This window comes from Paracoccus sp. SM22M-07 (assembly GCF_001887735.1).
Classification (GTDB): Bacteria; Pseudomonadota; Alphaproteobacteria; order Rhodobacterales; family Rhodobacteraceae; genus Paracoccus.
On sequence record NZ_JPKW01000004.1, the window covers coordinates 209,853 to 230,677 of the forward strand.

Here is a 20,825-nt window from a genome sequence, read left to right on the forward strand (position 1 = left end):
ACCCATGCCAGCTTTCCTTGCAGGAGGTGGCATCCGATGAAGATCCTGTGTCTGGGTGGCGGGCCTGCGGGCCTGTACTTCGCGATCTCGATGAAGCTGCGCGATCCGTCCCATGACGTGACGGTGCTGGAACGCAACCGCGCCAACGACACCTTCGGGTGGGGCGTGGTCTTGTCGGATGATGCGCTGGCGCGGATGGAACGCAACGACCCGCCCTCGGCCAAGGCGATCCGCGACAACTTCATCTATTGGGACGACATCGCCGTCATCCGCGACGGACGGCGCGACGTGTCGGGCGGCCACGGCTTTGCCGGGATCGGGCGCAAGATGCTGCTGACCCTGCTGCAGGACCGGGCGCGCGATCTGGGTGTCACCATGCAGTTCCAGACCGAATTCGGCCCTGCCGAAAGCTATCGCCGCGATTACGATCTGGTGGTGGCCGCCGATGGGCTGAACAGCCGGGTGCGGGCCGAATATGCCGACACCTTCCGGCCCGATATCGACATGCGCCTGTGCAAGTTCATCTGGCTGGGCACGCATCAGAAATTCGACGACGCCTTCACCTTCATCTTCGAAAAGACGCCCCATGGCTGGATGTGGGCGCATGTCTATTCCTTCGACGCCCAGACGGCGACCTTCATCGTGGAATGCAGCCAGGACACCTGGGACGGCTTCGGGTTCGAATCCATGACCAAGGAAGACATTGTCGAAACCTGCCGCGCCGTCTTTGCCGACCATCTGGGCGGGCACAAGCTGATGTCGAATGCCGAACATCTGCGCGGCTCGGCGGTCTGGATGAATTTCCCGCGCGTCATCTGCGACCGCTGGTATCATGAAAACGTGGTGCTGATGGGCGATGCGGCGGCGACGGGGCATTTCTCGATCGGGTCGGGCACGCGGCTGGCCCTGGACAGCGCCATCGCGCTGGCCGATTACCTGCACAGCGAAGCGACCCTGGAAGCCGCCTTCCAGCGCTATCAGGACGAACGCCGGGTCGAGGTGCTGCGCCTGCAATCGGCCGCCCGCAACAGCCTGGAATGGTTCGAGGAGGTCGAGCGTTACTTCGACCTGCACCCGATCCAGTTCACCTATTCCCTGCTGACCCGCAGCCAGCGCATCAGCCACGAAAACCTGCGCCTGCGCGACCCCGACTGGGTGCGCCGGGCCGAGGATTGGTTTCAGCAGCAGGCCGGCGGCCAGCCCGGCCGCGCGCCGATGTTCGCCCCCTTCCGCCTGCGCGACATGACGCTGAAGAACCGCATCGTCGTGTCCCCCATGGCGCAATACAAGGCGCAGGACGGCTGCCCGACCGACTGGCATCTGGTCCATTACGGCGAACGCGCCAAGGGCGGCGCGGGGCTGGTCTATACCGAGATGACCTGCGTCAGCGCCGATGGCCGCATCACGCCGGGCTGCCCCGGTCTTTACGCGCCCGAACACCAGGCGGCCTGGAGCCGCATCGTCGATTTCGTCCATGCCGAGACCGAGGCGAAAATCTGCTGCCAGATCGGCCATGCCGGCCGCAAGGGCAGCACCCGCATCGGGTGGGAAGGGATGGACAAGCCCCTGCCGGATGGCAACTGGCCGCTGCTATCAGCCTCGGCACTGCCGTGGTCCGACGGCAATGCCAGCCCGCGTGAAATGACGCGGGCGGATATGGACACGGTCTGCGCTCAATTCGTCGACGCCACCCACATGGCCGATGCGGCAGGCTTCGACATGATCGAACTGCACGCGGCGCATGGCTATCTGGTCAGCAGCTTTCTGTCGCCGGTGTCGAACCGGCGGACCGACGATTATGGCGGCAGCTTGGAAAACCGTCTGCGATGGCCCTTGCAGGTGCTGGCCGCGATGCGCGCCGCATGGCCGCAGGACAAGCCGCTGGCGGTGCGCATCTCGGCCACGGACTGGACCGGTGACGGCATCACCCCGGACGATGCGGTGGCCATCGCCCGCGCCTTCCATGACGCGGGGGCCGACATCATCGACGTGTCGGCGGGACAGACGACGCCCGAGGCCAGGCCCGTCTATGGCCGGATGTTCCAGACGCCGTTTTCCGACCGCATCCGCAACCAGGCAGGCATCGCCACCATGGCCGTCGGCAACATCACCGAGGCCGATCAGGCGAACTCGATCCTGATGGCGGGGCGGGCCGATCTGGTCTGCCTGGCGCGCCCGCATCTGGCCGATCCCTATTGGACGCTGCATGCGGCGACGGCGCTTGGCGATAACGGGACGGCATGGCCACTCCCCTATCTGGCGGGCGGCGATCAGGCCCGCCGCCTTGCCCAGAAACAATCCGAGGAGATCCGCGCATGAGCACCGTCCTGATCACCGGCGGCGGCAGCGGCACGGGCGCCGACATGGCCCGCGCCTTTGCCGAACGCGGCCATGACGTCGTCATCACCGGCCGCGACCGCGCGAAACTGGACCGCGTCGCAGGGGGGCGCATCCGCGCCGTCGCGGGCGATGTCAGCGACCCCGATCAGGTGGCCCAGGTCTTCGCCGCCGCCGGTCCCTGCCAGATCGTCATCGCCAATGCGGGCATCGCCGAGGCGGCGCCCTTTGGCAAGGTCAGCATGGATCACTGGAACCGGATCATCGCGGTCAACCTGACGGGTGTCTTCCTGACCTTTCAGCAGGGATTGGCGCAGATGGGACCGGGGGGGCGGCTGATCGCCATCTGCTCCATCGCGGGTCTGCGCGGGGCCGCCTATGCCGCGCCCTATGCCGCCAGCAAGCACGGGGTGATGGGGCTGGTGCGGTCCCTGGCGCAAGAGGTCGCCCGCAAGGAGATCACCGTCAACGCCGTCTGCCCCGGATACCTGGATACCGAGATGACGCAGCGCAGCATCGAGAATGTCATGGCCAAGACCGGGCGCGACCGCGCGGCGGCCATCGCGGGCATCGCGGGACGCAACCCGCAGGGCAAGCTGATCCCGCCCTCTGACGTGACGGCGGCGGCCTTGTGGCTGGCACTGGAGGGGTCGGGCGCGATGAACGGCCAAGCCATCACCATCGACGGCGGCGAAGGCCCATGAGCGATCTGTCCAAGCAGCGCCTGAAGACCTGGATCCGCATGCTGGCGGTCACGCGCGGGGCGGAAAACCGGCTGCGCGATTACCTGCGGCGCGAACATGCCACGACCCTGCCGCGTTTCGACGTGATGGCGGCGCTGTGGCGGTGCCGTGATGGGGTCACGATGTCGGAGCTGTCGCGGATGCTGCTGGTCTCGAACGGGAATGCGACTGCGGTTGTGGACCGGCTGGAGGCCGACGGCATGGCCCGGCGCGAGGCCGAGGATGGCGACCGCCGCCGCATCCGCGTCCGCCTGACCCCCGAGGGCCTGGCCGCCTTCGAAACCATGGCCAAGGGCCACGAGGCCGAGGTCGATGCCATTCTGGCCAATCTGGACCAGGCCGATCTGGACAGCATGCGCGCGATCCTGTCCCGCGCCGGAGGAACCCCATGACCCCTGTAACCATGGCCGACCGCAGCCCGCGGCATTTCCTGTGGCAGGTGACCGACCGCATCGGCGTGATCCGCCTGAACCGCCCCGAGCGCAAGAACCCGCTGACCTTCGACAGCTATGCCGAACTGGCCGCCCATTTCCGCGATCTGGCCCATGCCGATGACGTGGACGTCGTGGTGATTGCCAGCAATGGCGGCAATTTCTGTTCGGGCGGCGACGTGCACGAGATCATCGGCCCGCTGGTCGGCATGGAGATGCCCGAGCTGTTGGCCTTTACCCGCATGACCGGCGAGTTAGTCAAGGCGATGATTCATTGCAACAAGCCCGTGATCGCCGCCGTCGAGGGGATCTGCGTCGGCGCAGGTGCCATCATGGCGATGGCATCGGATCTGCGGCTGGCCGCGCCATCGGCCAAGGCGGCCTTCCTGTTCACCAAGGTCGGCTTGGCCGGTTGCGACATGGGCGCCTGCGCGATGCTGCCGCGCATCGTCGGACAAGGGCGGGCGGCGGAACTGCTCTATACCGGCCGCGTCCTGCGCGCCGAGGAAGGCGAGCGCTGGGGGTTATGGAACAGCCTGCATGACGATGTGGAAAGCGCGGCGATGGCATTGGCGCGGCAGATCGCCGACGGGCCGGTCTGGGCGCATGGCATCACCAAGACCCAGCTGAACCAGGAATGGAACATGGGTCTGGACCAGGCGATCGAGGCCGAGGCGCAGGCGCAGGCCATCTGCATGAAGACCCGCGATTTCGATCGCGCCTATCATGCCTTCGTCGCCAAGGAGACGCCGGTCTTCGAAGGCAACTGACAGCCGGGGGCGCTTCGCCCCCCGGCCCCCCCGAGGGTATTTGGGACAAAGAAGAAGATGGATCGGAGCTTTCTGGACTGGCCGTTTTTCGAGGATCGCCATCGCAAGCTGGCCGAGGATCTGGAGGCATGGTGCGGTGTGCATCTGCCTGTCGATCACGGCGACGTGGACGCGGCCTGTCGCGGGCTGGTCGCGGAATTGGGGCGGGGCGGCTGGCTGCGCCATTCGGGCGGCGACGCGCTGGACATCCGGGCGCTGTGCATCATCCGCGAGACGCTGGCGCGTCACGACGGGCTGGCGGATTTCGCCTTTGCGATGCAGGGCCTGGGCATGGGGGCCGTCACCCTGTTCGGCAGTGAGGGGCAACGGGCGTGGCTGGACCGGACGCGGGCAGGCGACGCCATTTCGGCCTTTGCACTGACCGAACCGGGTTCGGGGTCGGATGTGGCGCGGACGGCCACCACGGCGCGACGCGACGGTGATGAATGGGTGCTGGATGGCGACAAGACCTATATCTCGAACGGGGGGATCGCGGATCTTTACGTCATCATCGCGCGGACCGGCGAAAACGATGGGGCGCGCGGATTGTCGGCCTTTCTGCTGCCCGCCGACACGCCGGGGCTGGAGGTCGTCAGCCGGATCGAGGTGATGGCGCCCCATCCGCTGGCGCATCTGCGCCTGACGCAGGTTCGGCTGCCCGGCGATGCGCTGATCGGTCAGGCGGGGCACGGGTTCCGCATCGCCATGACCGTCCTGGATCATTTCCGGCCCACCGTCGGCGCCGCCGCCCTGGGCTTTGCCCGGCGCGCGCTGGACGAGGCCTTGGGACGCGTCCGCGACCGCCGGCTGTTCGGGGCGCCGATGGCGGATCTGCAGCTGGTGCAGGGGCATCTGGCCGATATGGCGCTGAAGATCGATGCCGCTGCCCTGCTGGTCTATCGCGCCGCATGGGCCAAGGATCAGGGCGCAGCCCGCATCACGCGCGAGGCGGCGATGGCCAAGCTTTACGCAACCGAGGCCGCCCAGCAGGTCATCGACCAGGCCGTGCAGCTGTTCGGCGGCGACGGCGTGCGGGTCGGCATGCCGGTCGAGAGCCTTTACCGCGAAATCCGCGCCTTGCGCATCTATGAAGGGGCCAGCGACGTGCAGAAGCTGATCATCGCCCGCAGCGTGTTGGAGGGGGCATGATCTATTCCCGCACCATCGCCATCGAGTTCTGCCACTGCGATCCGGCGGGGATCGTCTTCTACCCCCGCTATGCCGAGATGGTGAACCACATGGTGGAAAACTTCTTCCTGGATATCGTGGGCCACGGCTTCGGCCCGATGATGGCGGCGGGACAGGGCATGCCGACGGTCAGCCTGCAGATGGATTTCAGAAAGCCATCGCGCCTTGGGGACCGCATCCGGTGGGATCTGCAGGTGGACCATCTGGGCACCAGCAGCGCCCGGTTCCTGATCCGCGCCGAAGACCGGCTGGAGGCACGCAGCACCGTCGTCTGGATGGCACGCGATTTCACCCCGTCGCCTTGGCCCGATGATATCCGCACCACGCTGGAGGCCTATCATGCATGAACCGCTGCATCCCGCGCATTGGAAGCGCGCCGTCGGATATGCCAATGGCGTCATGGCCCGCGGGCGCACCATCTATACCGGCGGGCTGGTGGGCTGGGATGCCGACCAGCAGTTCCGGACCGATGATTTCGCGGGCCAGGTCCGGCAGGTGCTGGAAAACATCGTCGCGGTCCTGGCCGAAGGCGGCGCAAGGCCCGAACATCTGGTGCGCCTGACGTGGTATGTCACCGACAAGCACGAATACCTGGGCGCCCTGCGCGAGGTCGGCGCCGCTTATCGCGACGTCATCGGCCGCCACTATCCGGCCATGGCGCTGGTCCAGGTCGTGGCCTTGGTCGAGGATCGCGCCAAGGTCGAGATCGAGGCCACCGCCGTCATTCCGGACTGAAACCTTGGGGGGATCACCATGGCAGCATTGGGACCAAGCGGACATCAGGACAGCTTCACGCGCGACCACCTGCCGCCCGTCGCGGCCTGGCCCGTGATCGACCTGTCGGGATACGACTATCCCGACTGGCTGAACGTGGGGGCCGAACTGACCGACCGCATGGTCGAACGCGGCTTTGGCGACCGTATCGCGTTGGTCGGCAACGGGCGGGCGCGCACCTACAAGGAGCTGTCCGACTGGACGAACCGCCTGGCCCATGCGCTGGTCAGCGATTACGGCGTCAGGCCCGGCAACCGCGTGCTGATCCGGTCGGTCAACAACCCCGCGATGGTCGCCTGCTGGCTGGCTGCGACCAAGGCGGGGGCGGTGGTGGTTAACACCATGCCGATGCTGCGCGCCAAGGAACTGGGCCAGATCGTCGACAAGGCGCAGGTGGGTTTCGCGCTCTGCGATACCCGCCTGATGGAGGAGCTGGTCGCGACCGCCAAGGCGTCATCGGTGCTGAACACGGTGATCGGCTTCGACGGCACCGCCAATCACGACGCCGAACTGGACCGCGCGGCCCTGACCAAGCCCGTGCGTTTCGACGCGGTGCGCACGGGTCGCGACGACGTGGCGCTGCTGGGCATGACCTCGGGGTCGACGGGCGAACCCAAGGCCACGATGCATTTCCACCGCGACCTGCTGATCATCGCCGATGGTTACGCGCGCGAGGTTCTGGGCGTCACCCCCGACGACATCTTCGTGGGCAGCCCGCCTTTGGCCTTCACCTTCGGCCTGGGCGGTCTGGCGGTCTTTCCGCTGCGCTTCGGGGCCAGCGCGGTGCTGCTGGAAAACGCATCGCCGCCGAACATGGTCCAGATCATCCAGGATCACCGCGCCACCATCTGTTTCACCGCGCCGACCGCCTATCGGGTCATGCTGCGGGCGATGGACCAGGGGGCCGATCTGTCCAGCCTGCGCGTCGCCGTCAGCGCGGGCGAGACCCTGCCCGCCCCCGTCTGGCAGGATTGGCACGACCGCACGGGCAAGCCCATGCTGGACGGCATCGGCGCGACCGAGATGCTGCACATCTTCCTGACCAACCGCTTGGACGACAGCCATCCCGGCTGCACGGGCCGCCCCGTCCAAGGGTATCGCGCCCGCATCATCGGCGATGACGGCACCGAGGTCCCGCGCGGCGAGATGGGCCGCCTGGCCGTCATCGGCCCGACCGGCTGCCGATACCTGGACGACCCGCGGCAGGGCAACTATGTCCTGGACGGCTGGAACCTGACGGGCGACACCTTCTGGCAGGATGATGACGGGCGCTTTCACTTCGCCGCGCGCTGCGACGACATCATCGTCTCGGCGGGCTACAACATCGCCGGCCCTGATGTCGAAGCGGCGCTCCTGTCCCATCCCGACGTGTCCGAATGTGCGGTGATCGGCATTCCAGATCCAGATCGCGGCCAGATCGTGCAGGCCCATGTGGTGCTGACCCAAGGCGTCGCCGCCGACCAGGCCACGGTCGAACGGTTGCAGCGCCACGTCAAGGACAGCATCGCCCCCTTCAAATACCCGCGCAGCGTGGTCTTCTGCGAGGCGCTGCCCAAGACCCAGACGGGCAAGATCCAACGATTCAGGCTGAAGCAATGACCTATGATCCCGCGTCCGACGGCGCACGCATGTCCTTTGACGGGCGCATGTCCTATGGCGACTATCTGGGGTTGGACGCCATCCTGTCCGCCCAGCATCCGCGTTCGGACGCCCATGACGAGATGTTGTTCATCATCCAGCACCAGACCAGCGAGTTGTGGATGAAGCTGGCCCTGCATGAAATGTCGGCCGCCCGCGACCGGATCGCCGCGGGCGACCTACGACCGGCCTTCAAGATGCTGTCGCGCGTGTCGCGGATCATGGAACAGCTGAACAGCGCGTGGGACGTGCTGCGCACCATGACGCCCAGTGAATATACCGAATTCCGCCCGTCGCTGGTGGAAAGCAGCGGCTTTCAGTCCTTCCAGTACCGGATGATCGAATTCGTCGCCGGGAACCGCAACATGGCAATGATCGGCCCGCATGAACACCGCCCCGAACTGGCCCAGGCCCTGCGCGCCGAGGCCGCGCGACCGTCGCTTTACGATCACGTTCTGGACCGGCTGCGCGCGGCGGGGTTCGACGTGGCCGCACGCGTCGAACTGGACCGCCCCCACCAGCCCGACCCCGCCGCCCGCGCCGCATGGGCGCAGGTCTATCGCGACCGGGGCCGGTACTGGGAGCTGTACGAGCTGGCCGAAAAACTGGTCGATTTCGAGGATTACTTCCGCCGCTGGCGTTTCAACCACGTCACCACGGTCGAACGGGTCATCGGCTTCAAACGCGGATCGGGGGGCACATCGGGCGTCAGCTATCTGCGGCGGATGTTGGACGTGGTGCTTTATCCCGACCTGTGGGAATTGCGGACCGAGCTTTAGTCCCGCCCGTAATAGGCATAGCTGCCCACCACCGAAAACCCCAGGGCGGCATAGGTCGCCTGTGCCACTGCGTTGGCGCGGCTGACCGCCAGCCCGATGCGGGTCGTGCCCTGTTCGGCGGCCCAGAAGGCGGCCTGGCGCATCATCCAGCCGGCAAGGCCCTGGCGGCGGAAGGGGGCCAGCACCTCGACCCCGTGGACCATGGCCACCGGCCCATGCGCCGCCACGAAGGCGCTGCCCGCCGCGCGGTCCTGGATGCGGCCCAGGATGGCGGTCTTGGGGTGGGGCACGCGGTCCATCACCGCCTGCCGCGCGGGGTTGATGTTGCCCGCGCCCCAGATCTGGCGCTGGATCGCCATGGGCGGCCAGAGGGCGAAGGTCATCACGGGCGGCAGGGTCCGGTCGGTCAGCGACGCCACCGGGGCGGACATGACCAGCGTCGGGATCTCGGTCGCGAAACCACGGGCGGTCAGTGCGGCGATCAGACCGCGGTCGTCATCCCAGGCGCGAAACAGCGGGCGCTGGCCCCATGTGGCATGCTGCGCGCAGGCGGCATCCAGATCGCCGGGCGTCCAGGGACCATCGGCCACCCCGGAACTGACGCGCCCGCCGGCCCCAAGCCCCCGCCCCACGACCAGCCCGCCGCAGCGGACCGTTTCGGCGGCGGGCCAGGTGGCCTCAAAGGCGCGGGCCAGTTCCGCGTCGGGCCGCCCCATCAGAGCGACAGCCGCGCCTTCAGCGCGGACATGCCCGCCGCGACACGGGCCTGATCCAGCCCCCGCACCACCAGGTTCGTGCCCCAGCCCGTGTCGTCGCGGAAGGGATAGGACCCCAGCGACAGATCGGCAAAATCGGCGGCCACGGCCTTGAGGTCCTCGGCCACGTCGCTTTCGCCGCGGCGCACCTCGATGGTCAGCGATTGCACGGGGCGGCCGCCGGGCAGGTTCGGGACCAGCCAGGCGACCATGCCGCGAAACACTTCCGGCACGCCGGCCATCACATGGGTGCAGCCGATGGAAAAGCCCGGCGCGCCCGACACCGAATTGTCGATCAGCGTCGCGCCCACCGGGATGCGGGCCATGCGCAGGCGGTTTTCCGTCAGTTCGGTCCCCATGCGGTCACAGCGTTCCTGCAGGATGGCGCGGGCGTCGGGGTGGATCTCGACGGTGGTGCCATGGGCGTCGGCGACGGCATCGGCGGTGATGTCGTCATGCGTCGGCCCGATCCCCCCCGAGGTGAACAGCAGGTCGTATTTGCCGCCAAGCGATTTGTCGTATTCCCGGATCGCACCGACGATACTGTCGTGGTCGTCGGACACGACGCGGATTTCGCGCAGATCGAACCCGGTCGCCGTCAGAACCTGCGCCAGGTGGTGGGCATTGCCTTCGCGGGTGCGCCCCGACAGGATTTCATCCCCGATGACCAGGATTGCGGCGGTAGGGTTGTCCGACTGCATCTGCGCTGCCCCTTGGCTTGAAACGTGATGCATCCTTCTATGCCCGTGGGAAGGGCTGGAACAAGTGGCCTCGGCGATCTATCTAGCAGGAATGAAGAAAGGATCAGCGATGGACGACAGCCGCATCACCAAGGAAGGTATCCGCATCCACATGCCCGAGGATTCCGCAGGCATGCACAAGGCGGGTGCGCTTGCCGCGCAGATCCTGGACGAGGTCGGGCCGCTGGTCGAACCCGGCGTCGCCACGTCCGTTCTGGACGATTTCATCCGCAACCGGATCGCGGAACTGGGCGCGACATCCGCCACCATCGGCTATCGCGGATACCAGCATGCCAGCTGCATCAGCGTGAACCACGTCGTCTGCCACGGCATTCCGGGCGACAAGGTGCTGAAGGAAGGCGACATCGCCAATATCGACGTGACGGTGATCGTGGACGGCTGGTTCGGCGACACCAGCCGCATGTATGTCGCGGGCAAGGCGCCCCTGAAGGCGCAGCGCCTGCTGAAGGTCACGCATGACGCACTGATGAAGGGGATCGAGGTCGTGCGCCCCGGCGCCACCTTCGGCGATATCGGCGCGGCCATCCAGACCTATGCCGAAGGGCAGCGCATGTCGGTCGTGCGCGATTTCTGCGGCCACGGCATCGGGCGGGTCTTCCACTCCCCGCCGAACGTGCTGCATTTCGGGCGCGCGGGCAAAGGCCCGGTGCTGGAGGAAGGCATGTTCTTCACCATCGAACCGATGATCAACCTGGGCCGTCCCGAAACCAAGGTCTTGGCCGATGACTGGACCGCCGTCACGCGCGACAAGTCGCTGTCGGCGCAGTTCGAACATTCGATCGGCGTGACCGCCGACGGGTTCGAGATCTTCACGCCTTCGGACCGGTTCTTCCCCGACCTGGGCTGATGCCGCGCGACCCATGATCGAACCGTGCGGGGAGCCGTCCTGTCACGCCCCCCCGGCACGCCATCAGGCGCGACCCGACGCCGCCGACAGCAGCGATGGGTCGATGCCCTGCGCCCGCAGCGCGCGCTGCCACTTGTCGTCATTCGCGCTGTCAAAGATCAGGTCCTCGGCGCTGTCGCCCGTCAGCCAGCCATTGGCCAGCATCTCGGATTCCAGCTGCCCCGGCCCCCATCCGGCATAGCCAAGCGCCAGAACCGCCGGTTCCGGCCCCTGCCCCTGCGCCAGATCCTCCAGGATGTCGCGCGTGGTGGTCATGGCCAGCGCATGGCCGATGCGCATCCGGCCTTCGGGGTCCGTCCCGTGTTCGGCGACCTTGTGCAGCACGAAGCCGCGTCCGGGCTCGACCGGACCGCCAAATCGGATCTGGACCTGTCGGGCATTCTCCTCGACCTCGATGCCCAGCTGTTCCAGCAATTCGCCGAAATCGATCTCGGGCAGGGGATGGTTCAGCACCAGCCCCATCGCGCCGTCATCGGAATGGGCGCAGACCAGCACGACCGATCTTTCAAAGCGCTGATCGGTCATGCCGGGCATGGCGATCAGGATCTTGCCGGTCAGGTTCGCGTTGGCCGTTTCTGTCTGGGGCGAGGATTCGGGGGTGATGCTCATCTGGTCTCCTTTGTCCTTCAAGATCGGGGCTGGGATGCGATCTTGCAAGGTTCGCGCGCATTTGTGACTTTCCAGCCCTGCCCCCGGCCCGCTAGGTCTGGGGCATGACACGCATCCCCCTTCTGGCGACCGCCGTCCTGGCTCTGACCACCGGCATCGCGGCCGCCCAGCAGACATTGACGGCATCGCCCTGGCGGTCCGACGGGGCGCAGGTCCCCGAAACATCTGCCGAACTGCCGCCGGGGCTGGTTTCGGCGCGGCTGTTGCCGGGATGGTCCCTGCCGGGTGGCGACCGGATGATGGCGCTGGAACTGCGGCTGGAACCGGGATGGAAGACCTATTGGCGGTCGCCGGGCGATACCGGCCTGCCGCCGCTTTTCGAATGGCAGGGGTCGGAAAACCTGCGGGACGTGTCCTTCCACTGGCCCACCCCCCAGATGATCCGGTCGGGCGATCAGTTGGACCTGGGCTATCACGACCGGCTGGTCCTGCCCTTCACGGCCCATGCGGCCGATCCGGACGACCCCATCGCCATCGAGAGCCAGATCGAGATCGGGTTGTGCGAGGCCATCTGCGTTCCCGCCCGGCTGACGCTTGTCGCGCCGCCTGCGGGCACCGATCCGGACCCGCAGATCAAGGCCGCGCTGCAGGCGCAATCACAGGTGCTGGACGCCCGCCCGGCCTGCCGCGTGACCGCGCTGGAGGACGGCATCCGTCTTGCGGTCGACCTGCCCGTCGCCCGAACGGGCATGGCCGCGATCGAGCTGCCCGACCAGCCCGACATCTGGATCTCCTCGGCGCAGATCGGGGCGGACAACCGCGCCACGGTCGAGATGGTCGCCCCCTCGGGCGAACCCTTCGACGTTGATACCGACGGCCTGCGTGTCACGATGATCGTCGATCCCGAAACCACCCCCACGGGGTATGAAACCCGCGGCTGCGACCGGCGCGATTAGGCCGCGCGGCGCAGCATCACCGCAGTGCCCGCCATGACCAGCGCCAGCAGCAGCAGATAGGCCCCCATCGCCACGCCCAGGCCCGCAATGGGCCACCATGCCGGCAGGGAGGCCCCCGCCCCCTGCACCGCCATCACCGGCAACAGGGTCACGGCAAAGGCCAGGCCCGCGCCCATCGCCCCCGTCCGCATCGCGCGGCGCATCCGGGGCGCCCGCGACGTGGACAGCGCACGGCGAAGGCCACGCACCGCCCCGCCGATATCGGCCCCGATGGCCAGCACCGCCGGCACGACCAGCAGCACCAGCACCATCCCGAAGGCCAGGCCATAGGCCAGCGTCACCACCGTGGGCTTGAGGAACAGCGCCTGCGACGACCGTTCGTAAAGCAGCGGCGCAAGGCCCAGCACGGTCGTCGCCGTGGTCAGCAACACGGGGCGGAACCGGTCGGCGACGGCATCCATGATCGCGGGGCGCAACCCGCGTTCGGCGGCATATTCGTCGATGGTCGAAATCAGCACGATGGAATCGTTGATGATGATCCCCGACATGCCGATCAGCCCGACGATGGAAAACATGCTCAGCGGCAATTGCCAAGCCGCATGCCCCCAGACCGCGCCGATCAGCCCGAAGGGAATGACCGACATGACCACCATCGGCCGCGTCCAGCTGGAGAATATCCAGGCCAGCACCATGTAGATGCCGGTCAGCGCCAGGGCAAAGCCCATCAGGGCATCCGACAGGAATTCGTTTTCCTGCTCCGATAGGCCCGTCAGGTCGTAAAGAACGCCATATTCCGCCGCGATGGCGGGCAGCAGGCTCTGCTGCAGGTCCTGGGTGATCTGCGCCGCCCGCGCCGGATCGTCCCCGGAGATGTCGCCGGTGACCAGGATCATCCTTTCGCCGTTTTCACGCCGGACGACGGAAAAGCCGGCCTCGGTGGTGACGGTCACGATATCGGACAGGGGCACCCATTGCCCCGATGCGGTCCGCATCAGCATGCTGTCCAGGAAATCGCCGCGCCGGTCATCCTCTGGCAGTTCGACGGTGATGGCGCCGGTGCGGATGCCGACGGGGAAGGTCGCGGCCTCGATCCCGCCAAGGCGCTGGCGCAATTCGCGCGCCAACCCTTGGGTGGTAAAGCCAAGCGCCTCGCCCTGCGGGGTCAGGTTCAGCGCCAGTTCGTCCTTGTCGTAATCCATGCTGTCTTCCAACGCGGAAACCTCGGGGAACTGGGACAGGCGCTGCTTCAGCGCCTCGGCCGCGGATTTCAGCTGGCCGGCATCGGCGCCGGTCATGCGCACCGAAATGGTATCGCCCCCCGGCCCCGACCGCGACCCGCGAAAGCTGATCGTTTCCAGCCGGGGATCGGTCGGCATGGCCTCTTGCAGGGCCTGGACGAATTCAAAGCTGGAATAGGGGCGATAATCGGGATCGATCAGTTCCAGCTGGACGGCGCCCAGCAGGTCCTCGTCCTTGGTTTCGGCGCCCGGCAGGGGACGACCCGCATTGCCGCCGACCATGGTCATCACGTGGGTCACCGGGTTCAGCCCGTATTCCTGCTGGTATTCGCTGGCGACGCCCTCGACCGCCTGCTGGACCAGGCCCATGACCCGCAGCGTGTCGTCGCGGTCGGACCCGGGCAGCATGGCGAAATTGCCCGCCACGCTGCCCTGTTCGGGCGCATCGAAAAAGCGCCACGGCACCTGCCCCGACATCAGTGTCGCCGCCGACCATGACAGCCCCACGACCACCATCGCCAAGACCGGATAGCGCCAGCCCAGGACCAGGCGCGTCAGCGGCCGCATGACCCTGTCGACAAAGCGGTCCAGCCAGCGGTTCACCAGTTTCGAGGGGCGGTCGTACCAGCGGTCCTTGGCGGTATGGGCCAGCGCATGCGCCATGTGGTTGGGCAGGATCAGGAAACATTCGATCAGCGATGCCGCCAGCACCATGATCACCGTCAGCGGAATATCCCCCACCAGCCGCCCGAAACGCCCCCCGATCAGTACCAGCCCCGCAAAGGCGATGACGGTCGTCAGCGTCGATGACACCACCGGCGCAGCCATGCGGATCGCGGCGCGTTCGGCGGCGATCATCGGCGGTTCGCCCAGCTTGCGGGCCCGGTAATCGGCATGTTCGCCCACCACGATCGCGTCGTCGACGATGATCCCCAATGTCAGGATCAGCGCGAAAAGCGAGATCATGTTGATCGTCATGCCCGCCGCATACATCAGCGCCACCGCCGCCAGCAGCGATGCCGGAATGCCCGCCGCCACCCAGATGGCCGTGCGCGCGTTCAGGAACAGGAACAGCAGGCCCAGCACCAGCGCCAGCCCCAGCATCGCGTTGTCCAGCAGCAGGTCCAGCCGGGCCGAGATCAGCTCGGCCCGCGCCCGCACCAGTTCGATGCCGACGCCCTGCGGCAGGGTCGGGGCCATCTGGGCGACGGCTTCCTCGACCTGGCGCTGCATGCCGATGGCGTCGCCCGTCGCGCTGCGCTGGACGGCGATGGTGACGGCGGGATCGCCATTCACGAAATAAGCCATGTCACGGTCGATGCCGCTGTCGGTGACCTGCGCCACGTCGCCGACGGTCAGCTGGGTGCCGTCCGGCAGCGCCTTCAGCACCAGCGCCGCCACCGCCGCCGGATCGCGGGTTTCGGTGCCGGTGCGCACCCGCGCGGTGCCGGATGCGATATCGCCCGCGGGGGTCGCGGCGGCGGCGGCGCCGATGACGCCGGCGACCTCCTCCATGGTCAGGTCGTGGCGGATCAGGTCGGCCATGTTCAGCTGGACCAGCGTTTCGGGCGCCGACAGCCCCGCCGTCGAGATGCGCGTCACGCCGCGCGCGTAAAGCCTGTTGGACAGGTCGTCTGCGATGCGGCCCAACTGGGCCAGACCGACGGGCCCCGAGATGACCACGTCGGCCACGGAATCGCGCCATGCGCGGCGGGTGATCTCGGGTTCCTCGGCGCCTTCGGGCAGGTCGCCCGCGGCGCTGATGGCGGTGTCCACCTCGGCTGCGGCACGCGACATGTCCCAGCCCGGCTCGAATTCCAGCCGCAGCCGGGCGGCGCCCTGGGTCGCCCGGCTTTCGGTCAGCTCGACCCCCTCGACGCCCATCAGCGCGGGTTCCAGCACGCCCACGACGGACCGGTCGACATCATCAGCCCCCGCCCCGTCCCACTGGACCGTTACGTCGATCTGCTGGACCACCGTGTCGGGAAAGAACTGTGCCCGCAGGCGCGGCGCGGAATAAAGCCCCGCCACCACCATCACGGCCAGCACCAGGTTGGCCAGCGTCCGGTGGCGGACGAACAGCGACAGGATGCCGCGCGACCTAGCCACGTCCGGCACCCTGCGCGCCTTGGGCGCGACGATCGGCCTGCGGCTCAAGAATCTCCTCGGGGGCTTCGGCGTCCCGGATGCGGATGCCGATGCCCAACTGCGGCGCGCGTTCGGCCACGATGCGCCCGCCCGCCAAGTCCGGCGGCACGCGGATGATGACGTCGTCGCCCTGGCGGCGCAGGACGGTCACGGGAATGGCCCGCAGCCGCCCCTCATCGCCCGCCGCCAGCACGGCGCTATCGGCCCCGACGGCGGTGGCGGGGATCAGGGCCGCGTTTTCCAGCATGGGTTCGGTGACATAGGTGCGGACGAAATCGCCCGGGCGCAGGGCGCCGCCCCCTTCGGTGATGCGGGCAAAGACGATGCGCCCGGCGCTGCCCTCGGCCACGGATGCGGCGGCCCGGTCCAGTTCCGCGCGGGCGGTCAGCTGACCCGCGCTGCCATCCAGCAGCACGGTGACCTCATGCGCGCCAAGCCGGCCGTCGGTCTCGACCAGCCGCGCGAACTGATCCAGCGACAGCGGGATCTGCACCTCCAGCGCGTCGGGGTCGATGATGGTGGCGATCTGTTCGTTCAGGCTGACCAGCCCGCCCTGAACGACCGTCACATCGGTCACGCGCCCGTCAAAGCCCGCGCGCAATTCGGTATCGGCCAGTTCGCGACGTGCCTCGGACAGCGCGATCTCGGACCGGCGAAGGGCGTTTTCGGCGGCGGTGACGGCGCTTTCGGCATCGGCCAGCGCGGCGCGGCGGCTGATCACTGCCTGTTCCGCCGTCGAGGCCGCCAGTTCCGCCGTTTCCCGGTCAAGGCTGGTGCCCAGGCCACGCCCCGACAATTCCTGCTGGCGGGTGACGGCGGCCTCGCGCAGTTCAGCTTGGCGTTCGGCAGCGGCCAGGTCCTCTCCGGCGATCAGGACGGCGCGGCGGGCGTCTTCCAGCCTGCCTTCGGCATCGTCGCGTTCGGCCTGCCCGCTGTCCAGCGCCGCCTGCGCCGCCGCCGGGTCGATGCGGGCCAGCAGCTGGCCTTTGGTGACCGACCCGCCCTCTTGCAAGGCTTCGGCCAGTTCCACCACGCGCCCCGAGGCCCCGGCCCGCAATTGCAGTTCGCGCCGCGACTGGATGCTGCCATAGACCTGCAATTGCGGCTGCACCGGCCCCGGCGTGACCGTCACCAGCCGCGCCGCATAGACCTGTTCCGACGCCTGCCGTTCGGCCCTTGCATCATCCTCGACGGGTCGCGATGCCTGCCACAGCAGGAACGCCGCCAGAAACAGCAGCGCCACGGTCAGGAAAGTCAGGAACAGCCCCATCAGGCCGCGGGTCATGAAGCGCATGCGTCAAAGGTCCATATCTCGGGCGGTCCGGATAGCCCATGATGGGGAAACGGAACCTAAACGGAAAGCGATTCCAGCCGCGCCGCCAGCGACAGAAGGTCCGACCATGCCTCGCGCTTGGCGGCGGGGTTGCGCAGCAGATAGGCCGGGTGCGTCATCGGCAGCGCCGGACGCCCGAAAGCCTGTGTCCACTGGCCCCGCAGCCGCAGGATGCCGCGCTTTTCCAGCGCCGCCTGGCAGGCGACATTGCCCAGCAGCACGATGATATCGGGGTCGACCAGCTGGATATGGCGCCGCACGAAGGGCAGGCTCACGAGGATTTCATCGGCATGGGGGTCGCGATTGCCGGGCGGATGCCATGGCAGGACGTTGGTGATATAGATCGCCCGTTCCGCATCCGTCGCGTCGCGGGCCATGCCGATGGCCCCGAACATCTGGTCCAGAAGCCGCCCCGCACGCCCCACGAAGGGACGGCCCTGGCGGTCTTCCTCGTCGCCGGGTGCCTCGCCCAGGATCAGGATGCGGCCCGCGGGATTGCCATCGGCAAAGCAGAAGTTCCGCGCGCCCTTCTTCAACTCGATCCCGTCGAACCCTTCCTGAATCCGGGCCAGGTCGACCAGCGACGTGGCGCTGGCGGCCAGCGCCTCGGCCTGGGCCAGACGCTCGGCCCGGTCATCCTCCAGCCCCGGCAGGGCGGGTGCGGCGGCGGGGGCCTGGACGGCGATCGGCGGCAGGTCGGGGGCGGCCACGCGGGCGGGCAGTTCGAACCGGTCGACGGGTTCGTCCATGACGGGCACATCCGCGCCCATCTCGATCTGCCATTCCAGCAACGCCAAGGCGGTGTCGCCGTCCAGCGCGATTCCCTGATATGTTGCCCCGTCCATCACAGGCCGCAAGCTAGGGCCAAGGACCGGACTAGTCCACCACCAGCATGTAGCCCGTGCCACGAACCGTCTGCAGAAAGCGCGGTTCGCGCGGATCGGGTTCGATCTTGCGGCGCAGGCGGGTCATCTGGACGTCGATGGCGCGTTCGCCGCCCTCGGCCTCGTCACCGTTGCCGCGACCCAGATCCTCGATCAGGTCGGCGCGGCTGACGGGCTGGCCGCGGCTGGCGGCCAGCCGGCGCAGCAGCGCGCTTTCGGTGCCGGTCAGGCGCATGGGCGTGTCGCCCTGCCACAATTCGCCCTTTTCCGTGTCATAGCGCAGCTGGCCAAGCGTCAGGAACTTGGGCTGGGCAACCCCGACGGCAGGAACCCGGCGCAGGATGGCCCCGATGCGCAGCAGCAGTTCGCGCGGCTCGAAGGGCTTGGCCAGGTAGTCATCCGCGCCGCTTTCAAGCCCGGTGATGCGGTCCTCGATCTCGCCCTTGGCGGTCAACAGCAGGATGGGCGTCTGGATGCGGGTGCGCAGATCGCGCGTCAGGGTCAGGCCGTCTTCGCCCGGCATCATCACGTCCAGCACGATCATGTCAAATTCCAGCCCCGCCAGCAGGCGGCGCGCCTGCGCGGCATCGCGGGCCATGCTGACCATGAAGCCGTTCTTGCGCAGGAAACGGGCCAGCAGCGCACGGATGCGTTCATCATCGTCGACGATCAGCAGATGGGCATCGGGTGCGGTCATGGGGCCTCGGCGGTCAGCGGTCGTCGGGAAGATCCTTCAGCGCCTGATACTGCGACCGCGTCTCGGGGTCCATCATCGCTTCCAGCACCTGTCGGAAGCCCGCCACCGCCTGCGGGCCGGCCGTGCGATAGGCCAGGCGCATCCGGGCGCGCTGCGCCTCGGTCAGGCGGCGTTCCAGCGCGGTGCCGGCGGCGGTCAGGTACAGCTGGCGTTCGCGCCGGTCGCGCCGTCCGATGCGGCTGTCGACCAGCCCGTCCTCGATCAGCGTCCGCAGCACCCGGTTCAGCGACTGCTTGGTCACCCCCAGCACCGCCAGCAGCGATGTCACCGTCAGCCCCGGATCACGGTTGATGAAATGCAACGCCCGGTGATGGGCCCGCCCGTAATCCATATCGGCCAGGATGATGTCGGGATCGGCGGTGAAGGCGCGATAGGCAAAGAACATCGCCTCGATCCCGCGACGCAGCTGGTCGTCGGTCAGAAACAGCAGATCCTCGCCCATCATGGTCTGAATCCGCGCCTTGTCCTGCATCCGTTCCATCCTGTCCTGCTGATCGCCGCTATATGGCAGTCTTGTTGACTTTCTAACCGGTGATTGCTAGCCGTCAACCATCTTGCGTAACAAACGTGCCAAATCCGCCCTGACAGACGCAAGAATCGTAAAATCGGGCGGCGGATGGAGAAAGACATGACGGCGGCTTACGACGATCGCGACGGCAAGATCTGGATGAACGGTGAACTGGTCGACTGGCGCGACGCAAATGTGCATATCCTGACGCACGCGATGCATTACGCCTCTTCGGTCTTCGAGGGCGAGCGGTGCTATGACGGCAAGATTTTCAAAAGCCATGAACATTCGCTGCGCCTGATCGAATCGGGCCGGCTTCTGGACATGCCCATCCCCTACAGCGCCGAGGAGATCGACGCCGCCAAGGAAGCCGTGCTGAAGGCCAACGGGTTCGACAACGCCTATGTGCGCGTCGTCGCATGGCGCGGGTCGGGTCCGGACATGGGCGTGTCGGCTGCGCGCAACCCGGTCTGCATGGCGGTCGCCGCGTGGGAATGGGGCAGCTATTACGGCGATGCCAAGTGGCAGGGCGCGAAACTGGACGTCGCCAAGTGGAAGCGTCCCAGCCCCGAGACCATCCCGACGGCCGCCAAGGCCGCGGGTCTCTATATGATCTGCACCATGTCCAAGCACGCCGCCGAAGCCAAGGGCTGTTCCGACGCCCTGTTCATGGACTGGGAGGGTTACGTCGCCGAAGCCACCGGCGCCAACATCTTCTTCGTCAAGGACGGAGAGATCCACACGCCGCTGGCCGACCGTTTCCTGAACGGCATCACCCGCCAGACCATCATCCAGATGCTGAAGGACAAGGGTTACACCGTCCACGAACGCCGCATCCTGCCCGAGGAGCTGGAAAGCTTCAACGAATGCTGGCTGACCGGCACCGCCGCCGAGGTCACCCCCGTGGGCCAGATCGGCGACTGGCATTTCCAGGTCGGCCAGATCACCCGCGACGTGGCCGAAAGCTATGAGGCGCTGGTCCGCGCCTGATCCGACCACCTGACGAAGGAAGGGCCGCATCCCGACGGGTGCGGCCCTTTCGCGTGGATCGGCGTCGGTTCAGGTCAGATGGCCCCGTTCGATGCGGGCGTATTCGGCGGCCTTGCGGCTGCGCGGATCGCGCGACTTGGGCTGGCTGTGCAGGCTGCGAATGGCGGGATGCAGCTTGTCCATGCGTTCCTGCCTGAGGAATTCGCGCATGCGGGCCGTGCCCTGCATGCGGGGTTGATCGGCGATATGCTTGGTCATGGTGGCCCTCCTGCCGCTCAGC

General features: G+C 67.4%; 21 protein-coding genes. 12 read left to right on the forward strand and 9 right to left on the reverse strand.

Features of this window, described 5'->3' with window-relative positions:
* The first annotated feature begins 36 nt into the window (after positions 1–36).
* From IE00_RS07955 to kynA, 9 genes are read left to right on the forward strand one after another with little or no spacing between them, the layout of a single operon-like run.
* On the forward strand, positions 37–2,319 hold the full coding sequence (locus IE00_RS07955) for a bifunctional salicylyl-CoA 5-hydroxylase/oxidoreductase (RefSeq protein ID WP_072296535.1): 2,283 nt from the start codon (positions 37–39) through the stop codon (positions 2,317–2,319).
* A complete protein-coding gene (locus IE00_RS07960) occupies positions 2,316–3,041 on the forward strand; it encodes an SDR family NAD(P)-dependent oxidoreductase (RefSeq protein WP_072296536.1) in 726 nt (241 codons plus the stop codon). Before IE00_RS07955 ends, IE00_RS07960 begins: the two co-directional genes overlap by 4 nt.
* Positions 3,038–3,472 (forward strand): MarR family winged helix-turn-helix transcriptional regulator, encoded by a 435-nt coding sequence (locus IE00_RS07965; protein ID WP_072296537.1) that lies wholly within the window; start codon positions 3,038–3,040, stop codon positions 3,470–3,472. Before IE00_RS07960 ends, IE00_RS07965 begins: the two co-directional genes overlap by 4 nt.
* Positions 3,469–4,281: an enoyl-CoA hydratase family protein gene (locus IE00_RS07970; protein WP_240493822.1), complete on the forward strand. Its 813-nt coding sequence runs from the start codon at positions 3,469–3,471 to the stop codon at positions 4,279–4,281. The genes IE00_RS07965 and IE00_RS07970 overlap by 4 nt, the downstream gene beginning before the upstream one ends.
* Positions 4,282–4,338: 57 nt before the next feature.
* On the forward strand, positions 4,339–5,469 hold the full coding sequence (locus IE00_RS07975) for an acyl-CoA dehydrogenase family protein (RefSeq protein WP_072296539.1): 1,131 nt from the start codon (positions 4,339–4,341) through the stop codon (positions 5,467–5,469).
* Positions 5,466–5,855, forward strand: a complete 390-nt coding sequence (locus IE00_RS07980; RefSeq protein WP_072296540.1) for a thioesterase family protein — start codon at positions 5,466–5,468, stop codon at positions 5,853–5,855. The genes IE00_RS07975 and IE00_RS07980 overlap by 4 nt, the downstream gene beginning before the upstream one ends.
* Entirely contained in the window at positions 5,848–6,243 is a 396-nt protein-coding gene (locus tag IE00_RS07985; protein WP_072296541.1) for a RidA family protein, read from the forward strand. Before IE00_RS07980 ends, IE00_RS07985 begins: the two co-directional genes overlap by 8 nt.
* Positions 6,244–6,261: 18 nt before the next feature.
* Positions 6,262–7,881, forward strand: coding sequence for an AMP-binding protein (locus IE00_RS07990; RefSeq protein ID WP_072296542.1), 1,620 nt, complete (start codon positions 6,262–6,264; stop codon positions 7,879–7,881).
* Positions 7,878–8,699 (forward strand): tryptophan 2,3-dioxygenase, encoded by an 822-nt coding sequence (kynA, locus tag IE00_RS07995; RefSeq protein ID WP_072296543.1) that lies wholly within the window; start codon positions 7,878–7,880, stop codon positions 8,697–8,699. Before IE00_RS07990 ends, kynA begins: the two co-directional genes overlap by 4 nt.
* Here the strand turns inward: kynA and IE00_RS08000 are convergent.
* Together IE00_RS08000 and IE00_RS08005 are read right to left on the reverse strand one after the other, a co-directional pair.
* Positions 8,696–9,415, reverse strand: coding sequence for a GNAT family N-acetyltransferase (locus IE00_RS08000; RefSeq protein ID WP_072296544.1), 720 nt, complete (start codon positions 9,413–9,415; stop codon positions 8,696–8,698). The two genes, kynA and IE00_RS08000, sit on opposite strands and share 4 nt — an antisense overlap.
* A complete protein-coding gene (locus IE00_RS08005) occupies positions 9,415–10,155 on the reverse strand; it encodes a molybdopterin-binding protein (protein ID WP_072296545.1) in 741 nt (246 codons plus the stop codon). The genes IE00_RS08000 and IE00_RS08005 overlap by 1 nt, the downstream gene beginning before the upstream one ends.
* 109 nt (positions 10,156–10,264) lie before the next feature.
* Between IE00_RS08005 and map the strand changes: the two genes are divergently transcribed.
* On the forward strand, positions 10,265–11,062 hold the full coding sequence (gene map / locus IE00_RS08010) for a type I methionyl aminopeptidase (protein WP_072296546.1): 798 nt from the start codon (positions 10,265–10,267) through the stop codon (positions 11,060–11,062).
* A 63-nt stretch (positions 11,063–11,125) separates the two neighbouring features.
* Here the strand turns inward: map and IE00_RS08015 are convergent, their stop codons facing one another.
* Positions 11,126–11,731, reverse strand: a complete 606-nt coding sequence (locus IE00_RS08015) for a YqgE/AlgH family protein (RefSeq protein ID WP_072296547.1) — start codon at positions 11,729–11,731, stop codon at positions 11,126–11,128.
* A 104-nt stretch (positions 11,732–11,835) separates the two neighbouring features.
* Between IE00_RS08015 and IE00_RS08020 the strand changes: the two genes are divergently transcribed.
* Positions 11,836–12,687, forward strand: coding sequence for a protein-disulfide reductase DsbD domain-containing protein (locus tag IE00_RS08020; RefSeq protein ID WP_083554175.1), 852 nt, complete (start codon positions 11,836–11,838; stop codon positions 12,685–12,687).
* Here IE00_RS08020 and IE00_RS08025 read toward each other — a convergent pair.
* Genes IE00_RS08025 through IE00_RS08045 form a run of 5 tightly spaced genes read right to left on the reverse strand, consistent with a single transcriptional unit; the run spans position 12,684 to position 19,519 of the window.
* On the reverse strand, positions 12,684–16,082 hold the full coding sequence (locus IE00_RS08025; protein WP_240493824.1) for an efflux RND transporter permease subunit: 3,399 nt from the start codon (positions 16,080–16,082) through the stop codon (positions 12,684–12,686). The genes IE00_RS08020 and IE00_RS08025 overlap by 4 nt on opposite strands.
* Positions 16,027–17,367 carry an efflux RND transporter periplasmic adaptor subunit gene (locus tag IE00_RS08030; RefSeq protein WP_072296548.1) on the reverse strand — a complete coding sequence of 447 codons (1,341 nt, stop codon included), beginning with the start codon at positions 17,365–17,367 and terminating at the stop codon, positions 16,027–16,029. The genes IE00_RS08025 and IE00_RS08030 overlap by 56 nt, the downstream gene beginning before the upstream one ends.
* 56 nt (positions 17,368–17,423) lie before the next feature.
* Positions 17,424–18,251: a uracil-DNA glycosylase gene (locus tag IE00_RS08035; RefSeq protein WP_072296869.1), complete on the reverse strand. Its 828-nt coding sequence runs from the start codon at positions 18,249–18,251 to the stop codon at positions 17,424–17,426.
* Positions 18,252–18,282: 31 nt separating this feature from the next.
* The gene (locus IE00_RS08040; protein WP_072296549.1) at positions 18,283–18,987 is read right to left on the reverse strand and encodes a response regulator; all 705 of its coding nucleotides are present in this window, start codon (positions 18,985–18,987) and stop codon (positions 18,283–18,285) included.
* Positions 18,988–19,000: 13 nt separating this feature from the next.
* Complete coding sequence (locus IE00_RS08045) at positions 19,001–19,519, reverse strand: MarR family winged helix-turn-helix transcriptional regulator (protein WP_072296550.1); 519 nt, start codon at positions 19,517–19,519, stop codon at positions 19,001–19,003.
* 156 nt (positions 19,520–19,675) lie between these two features.
* On the opposite strand from IE00_RS08045, the gene IE00_RS08050 reads away from it, so the two are divergent.
* Positions 19,676–20,545, forward strand: coding sequence for a branched-chain amino acid aminotransferase (locus tag IE00_RS08050; protein ID WP_072296870.1), 870 nt, complete (start codon positions 19,676–19,678; stop codon positions 20,543–20,545).
* A gap of 69 nt (positions 20,546–20,614) precedes the next feature.
* Here IE00_RS08050 and IE00_RS08055 read toward each other — a convergent pair whose 3' ends face one another.
* Positions 20,615–20,803, reverse strand: a complete 189-nt coding sequence (locus IE00_RS08055; RefSeq protein WP_072296551.1) for a hypothetical protein — start codon at positions 20,801–20,803, stop codon at positions 20,615–20,617.
* Between the last annotated feature and the right edge of the window lie 22 nt (positions 20,804–20,825).

Excerpts from the sequence above, each read along its gene's own strand:
- IE00_RS07955 (WP_072296535.1), top strand. The coding sequence starts at position 37 with ATGAAGATCCTGTGTCTGGGTGGCGGGCCTGCGGGCCTGTACTTCGCG.
- IE00_RS07960 (WP_072296536.1), top strand. The coding sequence starts at position 2,316 with ATGAGCACCGTCCTGATCACCGGCGGCGGCAGCGGCACGGGCGCCGAC.
- IE00_RS07965 (WP_072296537.1), top strand. The coding sequence starts at position 3,038 with ATGAGCGATCTGTCCAAGCAGCGCCTGAAGACCTGGATCCGCATGCTG.
- IE00_RS07970 (WP_240493822.1), top strand. The coding sequence starts at position 3,469 with ATGACCCCTGTAACCATGGCCGACCGCAGCCCGCGGCATTTCCTGTGG.
- IE00_RS07975 (WP_072296539.1), top strand. The coding sequence starts at position 4,339 with ATGGATCGGAGCTTTCTGGACTGGCCGTTTTTCGAGGATCGCCATCGC.
- IE00_RS07980 (WP_072296540.1), top strand. The coding sequence starts at position 5,466 with ATGATCTATTCCCGCACCATCGCCATCGAGTTCTGCCACTGCGATCCG.
- IE00_RS07985 (WP_072296541.1), top strand. The coding sequence starts at position 5,848 with ATGCATGAACCGCTGCATCCCGCGCATTGGAAGCGCGCCGTCGGATAT.
- IE00_RS07990 (WP_072296542.1), top strand. The coding sequence starts at position 6,262 with ATGGCAGCATTGGGACCAAGCGGACATCAGGACAGCTTCACGCGCGAC.
- kynA (WP_072296543.1), top strand. The coding sequence starts at position 7,878 with ATGACCTATGATCCCGCGTCCGACGGCGCACGCATGTCCTTTGACGGG.
- IE00_RS08000 (WP_072296544.1), bottom strand. The coding sequence starts at position 9,415 with ATGGGGCGGCCCGACGCGGAACTGGCCCGCGCCTTTGAGGCCACCTGG.
- IE00_RS08005 (WP_072296545.1), bottom strand. The coding sequence starts at position 10,155 with ATGCAGTCGGACAACCCTACCGCCGCAATCCTGGTCATCGGGGATGAA.
- map (WP_072296546.1), top strand. The coding sequence starts at position 10,265 with ATGGACGACAGCCGCATCACCAAGGAAGGTATCCGCATCCACATGCCC.
- IE00_RS08015 (WP_072296547.1), bottom strand. The coding sequence starts at position 11,731 with ATGAGCATCACCCCCGAATCCTCGCCCCAGACAGAAACGGCCAACGCG.
- IE00_RS08020 (WP_083554175.1), top strand. The coding sequence starts at position 11,836 with ATGACACGCATCCCCCTTCTGGCGACCGCCGTCCTGGCTCTGACCACC.
- IE00_RS08030 (WP_072296548.1), bottom strand. The coding sequence starts at position 17,367 with ATGCGCTTCATGACCCGCGGCCTGATGGGGCTGTTCCTGACTTTCCTG.
- IE00_RS08035 (WP_072296869.1), bottom strand. The coding sequence starts at position 18,251 with ATGGACGGGGCAACATATCAGGGAATCGCGCTGGACGGCGACACCGCC.
- IE00_RS08040 (WP_072296549.1), bottom strand. The coding sequence starts at position 18,987 with ATGACCGCACCCGATGCCCATCTGCTGATCGTCGACGATGATGAACGC.
- IE00_RS08045 (WP_072296550.1), bottom strand. The coding sequence starts at position 19,519 with ATGCAGGACAAGGCGCGGATTCAGACCATGATGGGCGAGGATCTGCTG.
- IE00_RS08050 (WP_072296870.1), top strand. The coding sequence starts at position 19,676 with ATGACGGCGGCTTACGACGATCGCGACGGCAAGATCTGGATGAACGGT.
- IE00_RS08055 (WP_072296551.1), bottom strand. The coding sequence starts at position 20,803 with ATGACCAAGCATATCGCCGATCAACCCCGCATGCAGGGCACGGCCCGC.